This is a genomic window from Sphingobacterium sp. UME9 (assembly GCF_014170215.1).
In the GTDB taxonomy this organism is placed as follows: domain Bacteria; phylum Bacteroidota; class Bacteroidia; order Sphingobacteriales; family Sphingobacteriaceae; genus Sphingobacterium; species Sphingobacterium paramultivorum.
The window spans coordinates 1-13076 of the sequence record NZ_LZZP01000015.1 but is presented as its reverse complement, the minus strand read 5'-3'; the positions used below and the strand labels follow the sequence as shown (position 1 = coordinate 13076).

The 13076-nt window shown below is 36.7% G+C and carries 11 protein-coding genes; 4 read left to right on the top strand and 7 right to left on the bottom strand.

Annotation, left to right across the window (positions count from 1 at the left end; all coding sequences use genetic code 11):
- Positions 1 to 20: 20 nt before the first annotated feature.
- The 5 genes from A9970_RS28230 to A9970_RS28210 all read right to left on the bottom strand — a co-directional run bounded on the left by A9970_RS28230 (position 21) and on the right by A9970_RS28210 (position 4041).
- Positions 21 to 773, bottom strand: a complete 753-nt coding sequence (locus A9970_RS28230) for a zinc ribbon domain-containing protein (protein ID WP_046673181.1) — start codon at positions 771 to 773, stop codon at positions 21 to 23.
- On the bottom strand, positions 773 to 1873 hold the full coding sequence (locus A9970_RS28225) for a Nif3-like dinuclear metal center hexameric protein (protein ID WP_182984486.1): 1101 nt from the start codon (positions 1871 to 1873) through the stop codon (positions 773 to 775). The genes A9970_RS28230 and A9970_RS28225 overlap by 1 nt, the downstream gene beginning before the upstream one ends.
- Positions 1863 to 2348 carry a hypothetical protein gene (locus tag A9970_RS28220; RefSeq protein WP_153847935.1) on the bottom strand — a complete coding sequence of 162 codons (486 nt, stop codon included), beginning with the start codon at positions 2346 to 2348 and terminating at the stop codon, positions 1863 to 1865. The genes A9970_RS28225 and A9970_RS28220 overlap by 11 nt, the downstream gene beginning before the upstream one ends.
- A 22-nt stretch (positions 2349 to 2370) precedes the next feature.
- Complete coding sequence (locus A9970_RS28215) at positions 2371 to 3126, bottom strand: alpha/beta hydrolase (protein WP_182984485.1); 756 nt, start codon at positions 3124 to 3126, stop codon at positions 2371 to 2373.
- A gap of 204 nt (positions 3127 to 3330) precedes the next feature.
- Positions 3331 to 4041: an SAM-dependent methyltransferase gene (locus A9970_RS28210; protein WP_182984484.1), complete on the bottom strand. Its 711-nt coding sequence runs from the start codon at positions 4039 to 4041 to the stop codon at positions 3331 to 3333.
- Positions 4042 to 4190: 149 nt separating this feature from the next.
- On the opposite strand from A9970_RS28210, the gene apaG reads away from it, so the two are divergent.
- The 4 genes from apaG to A9970_RS28190 all read left to right on the top strand — a co-directional run bounded on the left by apaG (position 4191) and on the right by A9970_RS28190 (position 10502).
- Positions 4191 to 4577: a Co2+/Mg2+ efflux protein ApaG gene (apaG, locus tag A9970_RS28205; protein WP_046673176.1), complete on the top strand. Its 387-nt coding sequence runs from the start codon at positions 4191 to 4193 to the stop codon at positions 4575 to 4577.
- 348 nt (positions 4578 to 4925) lie between these two features.
- Positions 4926 to 6791, top strand: a complete 1866-nt coding sequence (locus A9970_RS28200; RefSeq protein WP_182984483.1) for an ABC-F family ATP-binding cassette domain-containing protein — start codon at positions 4926 to 4928, stop codon at positions 6789 to 6791.
- Positions 6792 to 6884: 93 nt separating this feature from the next.
- Positions 6885 to 8744 carry a tRNA uridine-5-carboxymethylaminomethyl(34) synthesis enzyme MnmG gene (gene mnmG / locus A9970_RS28195; protein ID WP_182984482.1) on the top strand — a complete coding sequence of 620 codons (1860 nt, stop codon included), beginning with the start codon at positions 6885 to 6887 and terminating at the stop codon, positions 8742 to 8744.
- Between the two features lie 78 nt (positions 8745 to 8822).
- Positions 8823 to 10502, top strand: coding sequence for an Ig-like domain-containing protein (locus A9970_RS28190; protein WP_182984481.1), 1680 nt, complete (start codon positions 8823 to 8825; stop codon positions 10500 to 10502).
- Positions 10503 to 10551: 49 nt separating this feature from the next.
- On the opposite strand, the gene A9970_RS28185 is transcribed toward A9970_RS28190, so the two are convergent.
- Positions 10552 to 11058 carry a gamma carbonic anhydrase family protein gene (locus A9970_RS28185; protein ID WP_182984480.1) on the bottom strand — a complete coding sequence of 169 codons (507 nt, stop codon included), beginning with the start codon at positions 11056 to 11058 and terminating at the stop codon, positions 10552 to 10554.
- A gap of 5 nt (positions 11059 to 11063) precedes the next feature.
- Positions 11064 to 12656, bottom strand: a complete 1593-nt coding sequence (nadB, locus tag A9970_RS28180; protein WP_088163399.1) for an L-aspartate oxidase — start codon at positions 12654 to 12656, stop codon at positions 11064 to 11066.
- Positions 12657 to 13076 lie beyond the last annotated feature (420 nt).

The window sequence follows — 13076 nt, the reverse complement described above, 5'->3', positions numbered from 1 at the left end:
TTTTCTTTAGCTATTGAAGATTAGAAACCGTATTCTTGTTCGATTTCTAACACAATTCCTTCATCGACCAAAACGCGACCACAGTGCTCACAAATGATAATTTTCTTACGTTGACGTATTTCTGATTGCATTTGAGCAGGAATCTTATTATGACATCCTGAACAGCTATCGCGATCAATCGAAACAACAGCAAGTCCGTTTTTGAACGAGTTACGTAAACGGTAATATACCTTTACTAAGCGTTCTTCGATATTAGCCTCGGCCTCAGCAGCTTTAGCCAATAATGCATCTTCTTCCTTTTGAGTTTCAGAAGTAATTGTTTCCAATTCTTTCTTTTTTCCCTCAAGCTCGTTTTTGCTATACTCAAGATTACCTACAGTAGTATCGTAGTTTTCTGTCTTGTTGCGAATTTCGAATTCTGCTTCTTTAATTCTTTTTTCACAAACCTGAATCTCAAGACCTTGAATTTCGATTTCTTTCGAAATAGCGTCGTATTCACGATTATTTTTTACCTCATTTAACTGCGACTCATATTTTTTGATAGCAGCTTGGGCATCCTTAATCATGTTTTTACGCTTAACGATCGAATCTTCTAAATCGTCTAAGTCTATTCTGATCTTCTCAATACGAGTTTCTAAACCCGCAATCTCATCTTCAAGATCTGCAACTTCCATAGGCAATTCACCACGAACTTGGCGAATTTTGTCTATTTTAGTATGTATGGCTTGTAAAAGCCATAATGCTTTCAATTTTTGTTCTACGGTTTGTTCCATCAACTGTAGTATTTTATAGGATTTGTATCTATTTCTGTTGTTAAGGTTGCAAAGTTAGGAAATTTTTTCGTAATAATGTCGTACAATAATTCTTGCGTAAATTGTTCGCTCTCAAAATGTCCCGTATCTGCAATCACTATTTCACCTTCAGCATCAAAAAATTCATGATATTTATAGTCTGCTGTAACAAAAAAATCAGCGCCAGAACGTTTGGCTGCACCAAGTAAAAATCCACCCGAGCCACCGCAGACAGCTACACGACTAACTTTTTTATCTAATAAGGCTGTATGACGAATGACATTCAACCTCAGTTTGTCCTTAAGATAAGCTAAAAATTCCAATTCAGCCATTGGTTCAGCCAAATTTCCAATCATTCCAGCACCAATTTCGGTAGCCGTATTTTGAATATCAAACAAATCATAAGCTACTTCCTCATAGGGATGAGCTTCATAGAGTGCTAAAAGTAACTTCCTTTCATTAGATTTCAGGTAGATAACCTCAATTCGTGTTTCCTCTACACGCTCTTGAACATCAATCTCTCCAATGGTAGGATCGGCCCCTTTTAAAGGTCTAAAACTACCATAACCTGCCGTATTAAAACTACATTGATCATAGTGTTTTCCGATTTTACCTGCACCCGCATCAAACAATGCCTGTCGGACATCTTCAACATGACTCCTCGGTACAAAAACGACCATTTTCCGCAATACATTTGTTTTAGATTCCAGTATAGCCTGATTTTCTAATCCCAATTTATCGGCAATTTTCGTGTTCACTCCACCGGTAACATTGTCGAGATTTGTATGAATGGCATATAATGCAACTTTATGTTCAATTGCTTTAATAACCGTACGCTCCACATAATTTTTTCCATTAAATTTTTTTAGGCCCTTGAACACAATAGGATGATGCGAAATAATTAAATTACATCCTTTATCAATGGCCTCTTTTACAACAGCTTCTGTGCAGTCCAAAGAAATGAGCACTTTTGTAATCTCTCTATTGGCGTCGCCCACAATAAGCCCAGCATTATCATAAGACTCCTGCAAATCTAAAGGAGCCAATTGCTCCAAATAATCAATGACTTCTTTAATTTTCATGGTCTACAATTACCTCCTTTTCTCTAAATTTATTATGTTCTTCCAAAATTCTTCTATTCGCGTTAATTTCAAACCAATAATTAGCCAAGGTCACAAAATGCATAATGATCAGTACACCGGAAATGGAAAGTGGGAGAGGAATATTTGTGGCCAAGTAAATCCATGCATATAGCGATCCTTTCCTAAACGTAGGGTTTTCTTCCACAGCTATTTTCCGATCATAAAATTCATTGATCAAAGAATCCCTTAGACGCGAAGCAACCTGAAAATTCCAATAAATATTAACCAGCGGAATGGCAGCTAACCAGGATTGGTTAGGCGTCATTAATCTATTTTCTTTAGCGACCAATTTTAAGGTCTTTCGAATTGTATTTGCAAATAAAAGCCATACAATAATACGTATAGCCACAATACCCATAGCGGTATAAATTACTTCAGGCTTACTTAACTCTTTTATTAATTCCTCTTGCGTCATTGAACTATTTATTGCTTATTTATTATTCCTGTTCCAACAAATCTACTAATTCTTTCAACCTTTTTATTTGTGGATTATGATCTCCAACAAATTCGATTGTTTTAAAACCCATGGTTTTAGCCTTCTTATAAAACGGGTAAAAATCGTCCTCCTCAATTGCTGTACCATCCATATAAGTCAAAATGTATGTACTTGGGATCTTAAGTCGTTTCGGGTTTTTTAAATTAATCTTATCTGTCATTGTTTTTAGCGGGTGGGGGACATCTCTAGGAAGCTTCTTAACGTCCTTCACCCAGAAAGGAAAAATATAACCATCCTTTTCTAATTTTAACAGTCCATTTGCTGCAGTAGATTTCCCCATTAAGTTTATTACCGATTGCTGATCCTCCGGAAGAATAGCATCCAAGTAAACCAATTTACGTATTCTATCCGGAAGACTATCGGCCACAGCCGTAATTACCATACCACCATAACTATGTCCCACCAGTATAATATCATGAAGATCTTCAAACAGAATCGTATTTACAACATCATTGACATGAGTTTGCAATCGAATAGAAGTATCTGCTAAATGATAACGCTCGCCCAAGCCTGTTAGTGTTGGGCGGTAAAGCTCATTTCCCTTCTTCGCTAACTCAACAGCAGTATTTTTAAACTGCCAAGCTCCACCCCAAGCTCCATGGACGATCACATACGTAGAAGACTGCGCAGAAACATCTTTACCGAATCCAACTAATGAAAAGAAAAATATAATAAATAGTAATCTACAGTGATTCATGGTTTTATATATTTAATTATTCTCGACACTTAAGAAAATCTATTCAGAAACTGTATTGATAACCCAGTTTACATTTTTATTTAGAAACTAAATGTAACCACTCACTTACTTTATTAAAACATGATTCAATTGAATAAAAACAGCTTTTAGCTTCTCAACTAAACTTCATCAATGAAGATAGGGTAGGGGGGAGCTATAAAAACATCATGCATAAAGTAAAAAAATAGTAGGCTTTTTATGATAATCATACGATCGTTTTCTCCACTCAGCAACCGTCAAACTCTGGATATTTTCATCGGCCGCAGTTACATTTGACGCAACACAGAGTAAGCTGGAAGGTTTACATATTTTAAGTAGATCAGCCAAAAGCTGATTATTTCTAAATGGAGTTTCAATAAAAATCTGAGTCTGCTTTTCGCGTGCTGATTGTTGTTCGAGATTTTTAATTTCCTTAGCTCGATCAATTTTATCGATAGGTAAATACCCCTGAAAAGCAAATTTCTGACCGCTAAATCCAGAAGCCATAAGCGCTAGTAGAATAGAACTAGGTCCAACAAGTGGAACGACTTTAATACCCAACTGATGTGCCCGTGCTACAATAGAAGCTCCAGGGTCAGCAACACCAGGACATCCTGCCTCAGACATTAAACCAACATTTTTGCCCTGTTTCAAGCCTCCAAAAAAATCATTTATATTTCCTTTATCCCGCACATGTTTTCCATAATCATGAATTTTTAGTTCGCTCTGCGGAATCTTTAAACCTGCAAGTTTTAAAAACTTACGAGCCGTTTTTTCATTTTCCACAATATACTCGTCCAATGAATTGATTGTTTCCACTAAATATGCAGTAAACGATTGGAAAGCTGCGTCATCACTCAACGGAACAGGAATTAAATATAAGATACCATTTGCCATAATACAAACCTACTAATTAAGGTCCATTTGGCTATACTAATTTTAAACTTAGCATTATTTAACCTTTTAAAATGATTATAATTTCGATTTTTAAACTCATTATTAGTATTTTAGCGTAAATATTCATTGCAACAATAAACATCATTCAAATGATCACACAAATTACAGAAGGCGTAAAAATCTCGGTTGAAACCATCTATCAATCAGAGTATTCGAATCCGGACCGTGAACATTTCATGTTTGCTTATCATATCAGCATAGAAAATCTCAGCGATTACACGGTTCAATTGATAAGTCGCTATTGGAAAATCTTTGACGCAAAAGGAGACTATAGGGAGGTATCTGGAGAAGGGGTAGTAGGCGAACAACCTATTATAGAACCTGGCCAGACTCATCAGTATACCTCAGGTTGCAATCTCAATAGCGAATTCGGATTCATGGAAGGATATTACAATATGATCCGAACACTGGACAACGGCAGCTTTCAAGTTGAAATACCACGTTTCAATCTGATAGCTGATTACGCATTGAATTAATTTTATCAAGGCAGTATCATTATTGCCAATTAATCAAATAACGAAGCTTTTTTCGCATCGAATAAGAAACTATTTCTTTATTTTTGCGAGCATTCCAAATGAACATGCCAACCTCGGGGTATACTAATTATACCCGATGGCAAATGCTAGCATTTGATCGTATGCCACCCGATAGATTAAATTAGTCAACAATCAAAACGATTATTGATTCAATATATAAATAACTGATAATCAACAATAAAGTATTAAAACACTGATTATCAACACAGTATGCGCAACCAAGGGAAGAAACCTCTTGGTCGTGTTTTGACGTGTAAATTGACTGAATATAATTTAGGGTGATATAACGTGAGTATTTTAGCTACAGAACAAGTAAGCCATTCCTTCCATGATCGATGGCTTTTTAAAGATTTACATTTTGGTCTCCAAAAGGGTGACCGTGTGGCCTTGGTCGGAATCAATGGCACAGGTAAATCAACCTTACTCGCCATTTTAGCAGAGCGAATCTTACCAACCTCAGGAAAAGTTGTAAAAGAAAAAGGTATAAAAATTGGTTTCTTAGAACAGGATCCTGATTTCACAGGATTAAAATCAATCAATGATTTTATTTATAGTACAGATAACGATCAACAACGTCTTATCCGAGAGTACGAGGAACTGCTATTGGAGACTGATATCGATCAGAAAAAATTAGAAGATCTTACAGAAAAAATAAGTTCATTGAATGCCTGGGAGTATGAGCATAATATTAAGACGATTCTTAATCGTTTAAACATTATGGATTTCCATCAAGATATCAAAAGTTTATCAGGAGGCCAACGAAAACGCCTTGCGTTAGCCAAGCTTTTGATAGACGAGCCGGATATTTATATATTAGATGAACCCACCAACCACTTGGATATAGAAACAATTGAATGGCTTGAAAAACTATTAACAACAGGTAGCAAAACCGTTCTTTTAGTAACGCACGATCGCTACTTCTTGGATAATATCTGTACTGAGATTCGGGAGCTGGATAGGGGCAATCTCTTTACCTATAAAGGTAACTATTCTTATTTTCTAGAAAAGAAGTCCGAACGCGAAACCATTGATGCGGTTATGGTTGAGAAAAGCAGAAATCTACTTCGCCGTGAATTGGAATGGATGCGTCGTCAACCACAGGCACGTGGTACCAAATCCAAATCACGAATTGAAGCATACTATGACTTGGAAGAAAAATCTAAAGCAATTAAAGGAAACGACTCGGTACAACTCAGTGTAAAAGTAAGCAGACAGGGCTCAAAAATACTCGAACTGGAACATGTTGCCAAACGTTATGGAGCAAAAGAAATCATACATGATTTTTCATACACCTTTAAAAAAGGTGATCGTATTGGTCTAGCTGGAAAAAATGGTACTGGAAAATCAACCTTTCTTAATTTAATCACGGGAGAAGAAAAACCTGATACAGGGTCTATAGCGGTAGGGGAAACCACAGTATATGGTTACTATAAACAGGGAGGATTGGAAGTAAACGAAAACGATCGAGTATTAGATGTTGTAAAAAATATAGCAGACTATATTGAAATGGCAAATGGGGAAGTAATCACAGCTTCACAGTTGCTAACCCACTTTTTATTTCCTCCTGAAAAACAATTTGGTTTCGTTAACAAATTAAGTGGGGGGGAGAAAAAAAGACTTCAATTAATGCGTGTTTTAATGAAGAATCCAAATTTCCTAATCCTGGATGAGCCATCCAATGATCTGGACATTGATACATTAAACGTGCTGGAAGATTTTCTTGACAACTACAAAGGAGTACTCATATTAGTATCACACGACAGGTATCTATTAGATAAATTAACGGATCAACTTTTCATCTTTGAAGGAAAGGGGAGCGTACAGATATACAATGGAAATTATGCTGACTTTAAACTTGAACAAGACGAAATCCAAAAGTTAGAAAAAGAAAAACAAAAAAGGATAACCCAAGAACAGGTAAAGCCAATTGTAAAAGAGGAAAAGAAAAAACTCTCGTACAAGGAACAATTGGAGTATAATAAACTAGAAGAGGAAATCGAAAAACTGGAAACACAAGTATCGTTAAAAACAGAAGAACTAAGCCAGGTAACAGATCATCTAAAACTTTCTTCCTTAGCGGAAGAAATTCAATCTATCCAAAAACAGATAGACGACAAATCCGAAAGATGGCTATATCTTGCTGATTTTATGTAAAATTTCACCAGAGGTTTCACGTGGAACACAAAGAAAACGTAAATTTACAAAGAAATAAAAACGCCACGTTTCACGTGGAACAAGAACAGAAAAATGTTTAAAAAATATAATGTAATTGTAGTTGGTGCAGGTCATGCCGGATGTGAGGCGGCGGCGGCAGCAGCCAACTTAGGTTCGTCCACTTTACTCATCACAATGAATATGGGGGTAATAGCCCAAATGAGTTGCAACCCCGCAATCGGTGGAGTCGCAAAAGGACAAATTGTAAGAGAAATAGATGCTATGGGTGGATATACCGGTATCATAGCAGATAAATCAACCATTCAATTCCGAATGCTCAATCTTTCGAAAGGTCCAGCTATGTGGAGCCCACGTACACAAAATGACCGAATGCGGTTTGCTGAAGAATGGAGGTTACAATTGGAGTCTCTTCCGAATTTAGATATGTGGCAAGATACGGTAAAAGAAGTTATCGTCAAAAATGGAAGAGCTTGCGGTGTCATCACTTCGATGGGAATAGAAATAGAATCGGACGCTGTCATACTAACTAATGGAACTTTTCTAAATGGTGTAATTCACATTGGCGATAAGAAATTTGGAGGCGGTAGAACAGGAGAGAAGGCAGCCACAGGTTTAACCGAACAACTTGTTTCCCTTGGTTTCGAATCAGGAAGAATGAAGACAGGGACACCACCTCGTATAGATGGAAGAAGCCTCAACTATGCATTGATGGAAGAACAGTGGGGTGACGAAAAAAGAGGACGATTTTCTTATACAGATGTAGAAATACCTACTGAACAACGCTGTTGCTGGATTACCTATACAAATGATAAAGTTCACGAAATGCTTCGTACTGGGTTTGAAAAATCACCCATGTTTACTGGACGTATCAAAGGATTGGGACCACGTTATTGTCCTTCGATAGAAGATAAAATCAATCGTTTTGCCGAGCGTGAAAGACATCAGATATTCGTGGAGCCCGAAGGTTTTAAAACAGTAGAAATCTATGTCAATGGATTCTCGACTTCATTGCCGGAAGATGTACAATTAAAAGCTTTGCAATTAATCCCTGGTTTTGAAAATGCAAAGATGTACCGACCAGGTTATGCCATAGAATACGACTACTTTCCACCAATGCAATTGGATCTAACCCTAGAAACCCAATTGGTGAAACATCTATTTTTTGCAGGACAAATCAATGGGACTACTGGCTATGAAGAAGCCGCCGCTCAAGGTTTCCTAGCCGGGATAAATGCGCATCAACGTATCAACGATGATAAGGAACTTATTCTAAAAAGATCCGAATCTTATATAGGTGTATTGGTTGACGATCTTGTAACAAAAGGAACTGAAGAGCCGTACCGTATGTTTACATCAAGAGCAGAACACCGTCTACTTTTACGCCAGGACAATGCTGATATCCGCCTAACCCCATTAGCTTACAAATTGGGATTAGTAGGAGAAGAAAGACTCAAAAAAGTACAAGACAAAATTGATAACTCAACTAAAATAATCGAGTATCTAAAACAAAATTCAACCAATGTCGAAAAGATGAATACTGTTTTAGCGGAAGTTGGCTCGAGCGCACTTCCTCAGAAAACAAGGTTGAGTAATGTACTTGCGAGACCACAAGTTGGTATCCACGATATTCTGAAAGGTGACGAAGGCTTTGCGCATTATGTATCCCAATTTGATAACGATACCATCGAACAGGCAGAGATCAATCTCAAATATGAAAGCTATTTCGATAAAGAAATGGAAATAGTTAATCGCATGAAGAAGATGGAAGATAGAGAAATAAACCCTGACTTCGACTACAGCTTGCTAACGTCATTATCCATTGAGGCAAGACAAAAGCTATCAAAGGTAAAACCACGTACACTTGGGCAAGCTTCAAGAATCTCGGGTGTTTCACCCTCTGATATCACCGTATTGATGGTACACATGAGTTAAACAACTGACAAACAAACATTTACATATAAAACATTACATAGCTTAAAATAAGCGATTTAAGACAATATTCTATTTTTTATGACAACTTCTTTAAAAGAAAATAAAAGTGGTTCAAAAAGGCTAAAAAGTAGCTTAAAAACAAGATTACTTATTTTAAGCATGTTTATTATGCTTATTGGCTTGTCTATACAATGTGCGAGCATACAACAGCCTACGGGGGGACCAAAAGATTCCATTCCCCCGAAAATACTATTGGAAAGCCCTACGAATTTTTCGAAGAATTTTACAGCGAAAAAAATAGTTATCACTTTCGACGAGTATATCAAACTGGCAAATCAACAAAAAGAATTCAGCATTACGCCAGACATGGGGAGTAACCCAGAATTCAAGGTCAAGAAAAAAAATCTAGAAATTACCTTACCTGATTCTCTAGAGAAAAATACAACTTACAGCATATATTTCGGTAAAGGACTAGTGGATTATAACGCAGGAAATGCACTAGTCAATTATGCTTATGTATTCGCAACAGGAGACAAAATAGATTCACTTAGTATATCCGGTAATGTAAAAAGCGCAGTGACCAAAGAGGTCCAAAAAGATGTTAAAGTCTTATTGATCCCCATTAGCCAAGACTCTATTTTCGGCAAGAAGAAAGCGAATATATTTACGACAACGGATACTGCCGGTAATTACAAACTAAACAATTTAAGAGAAGGAACCTATCGCATTTACGCACTTCAAGAAAAGAACAATGATAGGATCTATAATGGCGCTGATGAAGAAATAGGTTTCCTAAAAGACTCTATCGTACTAGAGCGAGACTTAAACAATATCAATTTAGAGATATTCAAAGGAACCCCAAAAAAGTTTAGAACGCAAGAGAAGAAATTTGAAAAAAATGGAAGTATACTTCTTATTTTTAACAGGCGAGTGGACAAACCCAAACTCAATATCCTAAATGATGAAGTAAACAACAAAGATAAAATAGTACGTTTTTCAAATACATCGGACTCCGCTACTTTGTTTATTCCAAATTTAAAAATAGACTCCCTAAAGCTAGTTCTGACAGAAAATGAAAGACCATTGGACACCATTCTAATCAGAAAAGGGAATGTAAAAATAGAGCAGACAATTGAGCCAATTTTTACCCCAAATAATGGGCGAGTCGATCGGATTACACACCTTCAGGTATCTGCATTCACACCCATCAAGAATATCGATAAAACCAAGTTGAAATTCAAAGAAGACTCATTGGTCCGAACCAATTACCAACTTGCCGTTGATACAGCGAATAGCAATATCTACCATATTCGATATAATTGGAGAAAAGATAAAAAGTACCAAATTGAGTTTACAGAAGGCGCCATAACAGGCTATTTTGGCGAGCAGAATAAAGAGAAAAAGCTGGATTTGACTTATGACGATAGTGAAAACTATGGGGATCTGACATTTGATTTTACAGATTTAGATAGCAATACTACATATCTGGTAGAGTTGATCAATGAGAAAAAAGATAAAGTCTACCGCGTCGACAAAATAAACATGAACAATCCGACCGTCGTATACAAACAGTATCCAGGAGGAAAGTATAGCATACGTGTAATTCGCGACGACAATGATAATGGAATCTGGGATACCGGAGATGTCGAAAAGAAAACCTTTCCGGAACCTGTTATATATTTAAATAAAGTATTTACTATACGTGCTAATTGGGAACAAAAAGATAGTTTTTCATTGAGTGGCCTCAAAAAAGAATAAGTGAGGCCATTCTAAAATAATAATTTAAAATACTGCTAATTCGATTAAGCTAAAACCAAGAGCTGTACATAACATAATTATGTGGTAGCTGCTGCAATAGACCTTTTTGCTCTTCAGTAAGTGCCTTTATCTTTTTCGCAGGTACCCCAGCATATAGAAATCCCGATTCACAGCGGGTGTTTTCTAACACCACGGCCCCAGCTGCTACAATAACATTCGATTCAACAATAGCATTATCCATAACGATAGCTCCCATACCAATGAGTACATGGTCTTCCAAAATACATCCATGTACCATAGCCTGGTGGCCAATACTCACATAATTTCCAATCGTTGTACCGCATTTCTTATAGGTACAATGTATAACAGCACCATCTTGAATATTCGTATAATTACCAATACGAATATAATTGACATCCCCACGTATTACAGCGTTAAACCATACCGAACAGTGATGTCCAATCTTTACATCTCCCACAATCGTTGAATTAGGAGCTAAGAAGCATTCTTCGGCTATCACCGGAGATATATCTAAAACAGGTAAAATAAGTGCCATGTTCCTTAAAAAATTGTATCCTGTAGTACCTCCGAATGTTTCGGGTAGTCCGTTGTATAATGCAATCCTCTGCTTTCTTTCCTCAACATAGCTGATTTTGTCACAATATAAGCTACTTGAATAACGTTACGCAATTCACACAATTTAACAGAAAGCCTTGTATTCCGATAAAACTCTTCAGTTTCCTCATATAAAAGATGTAATCGCTTTAGGGCTCTCTCCAGCCTAAAATCGGAACGCACAATACCAACATAGTCACTCATAATCTTTTGGCATTCGCGCAAATTATGACTTACTAAAATATCCTCATTTGAAAGTGAGGTTTTAGAGTCATCCCATTCCGGAACGTCAACAATATGGTTAATCAATCCTATCGACTTTGTGGCGTCTAAGAAAATACGATGTGCATAAACAAGTGCTTCAAGAAGCGAATTAGAAGCTAATCGGTTTGCACCATGTAGTCCAGTAGAAGAACACTCACCGCAAGCATATAAATTAACAAGGCTACTGCGTCCAAAATCATCTACATAGATACCCCCGCAGAGGTAATGCGCCGCCGGTGTAACTGGTATAAAATCCTTCGCCATATCCAGTCCGATCGAAAGACACTTTTCATAAATGTTTGGAAAATGCTTGATAATATCCTGCTTATCCCGATGCGTAATATCGAGGTAAACATAATCAATACCCGACTTCTTCATCTCGGCATCAATAGCTCTAGCAACAATGTCCCTTGGTGCCAAAGAAGCACGTTCATCGTACTCCTCCATAAAAGATTCACCATTGATCCTCCTTAAAATCCCCCCAAATCCACGTACAGCTTCGGATACCAAAAATGCAGGCGAATCCTTTGGATTATATAAAGAAGTAGGGTGAAATTGCATAAACTCCATATTACGTACCTTACCCTTTGCCCGATACACCATCGCTATACCATCCCCAGTCGCAATAGTTGGATTTGTTGTGCTCGAATAAACATGCCCAGCTCCCCCAGAGGCCATCACGGTGACCTTACTCAAAATCTGATCAACTAAATGTGATGAGGTATTAAAAGCATAAATTCCATAACAGGTAATGTCTTCTCTATTTTTATCCACGTATTCACCCAGATGATGCTGTGTAATCAAATCAATAGCAAAGTAATGTGTTACAATTTCAATATTAGGATCACTATGTGCTTGAGCCAATAATGCACGCTCTATTTCGTAGCCAGTTATATCTTTATAATGTAAAATACGATGAGCTGAATGTCCCCCCTCTTTTGCCAGGTCATACAAGCCCGATTCCTCCTTGTCAAATGATGTGCCATATGAAATAAGTTCTGCTATCCGCTCCGGCGCTTCTCTTACTACGTTTTCCACAATTTCAACATCGCATAAACCATCCCCAGCAATCTGAGTATCAATGATATGCTTTTCAAAGCTATCTGACTTATCCACAACGGCAGCCACTCCCCCTTGCGCATATTTTGTATTAGACTCATCCTCATTGGACTTAGTGACTATCAATACTTTACCGAATTTCGATGCCTTTAAAGCAAAGCTTAATCCAGCAATACCTGATCCAATGACCAAAAAATCTACCTTTCTATCTGCCATATAAATTAAAATTCACAAACTATCCCCAAAAGTGACGATTCAAATTAACGAAAAATGTGGAAAACGTGTAAATAAAAGGTTAAATAAAAATGAAAAGTATTTAACAATTCACAAATCCCCTATTTTGAAGCCTTATTTCTAAAATTTTTCCGCACAAAAATCCATAGATTTCCACATTTTCCAAACAAAAACTATTCAACAAAAATATATGGAAAATAAAAAATACGATAAATTAGAATTTTAAAAATCAGCTCTTTAATAGACAAATCCTGTTGAAAAATTGTTGAAAACTCCATAAAAACCTAAAATCAAAATTTGAATAAAGGAATTTATACCACTTTTCCACACCATAATAAACAATAAGAGATTTTCTATTTTAAATAATTAGTATTTATTGAAAAAAAAGATTGTGGAATACGT

Excerpts from the sequence above, each read along its gene's own strand:
- A9970_RS28230 (WP_046673181.1), bottom strand. The coding sequence starts at position 773 with ATGGAACAAACCGTAGAACAAAAATTGAAAGCATTATGGCTTTTACAA.
- A9970_RS28225 (WP_182984486.1), bottom strand. The coding sequence starts at position 1,873 with ATGAAAATTAAAGAAGTCATTGATTATTTGGAGCAATTGGCTCCTTTA.
- A9970_RS28220 (WP_153847935.1), bottom strand. The coding sequence starts at position 2,348 with ATGACGCAAGAGGAATTAATAAAAGAGTTAAGTAAGCCTGAAGTAATT.
- A9970_RS28215 (WP_182984485.1), bottom strand. The coding sequence starts at position 3,126 with ATGAATCACTGTAGATTACTATTTATTATATTTTTCTTTTCATTAGTT.
- A9970_RS28210 (WP_182984484.1), bottom strand. The coding sequence starts at position 4,041 with ATGGCAAATGGTATCTTATATTTAATTCCTGTTCCGTTGAGTGATGAC.
- apaG (WP_046673176.1), top strand. The coding sequence starts at position 4,191 with ATGATCACACAAATTACAGAAGGCGTAAAAATCTCGGTTGAAACCATC.
- mnmG (WP_182984482.1), top strand. The coding sequence starts at position 6,885 with ATGTTTAAAAAATATAATGTAATTGTAGTTGGTGCAGGTCATGCCGGA.
- A9970_RS28190 (WP_182984481.1), top strand. The coding sequence starts at position 8,823 with ATGACAACTTCTTTAAAAGAAAATAAAAGTGGTTCAAAAAGGCTAAAA.
- A9970_RS28185 (WP_182984480.1), bottom strand. The coding sequence starts at position 11,058 with ATGGCACTTATTTTACCTGTTTTAGATATATCTCCGGTGATAGCCGAA.
- nadB (WP_088163399.1), bottom strand. The coding sequence starts at position 12,656 with ATGGCAGATAGAAAGGTAGATTTTTTGGTCATTGGATCAGGTATTGCT.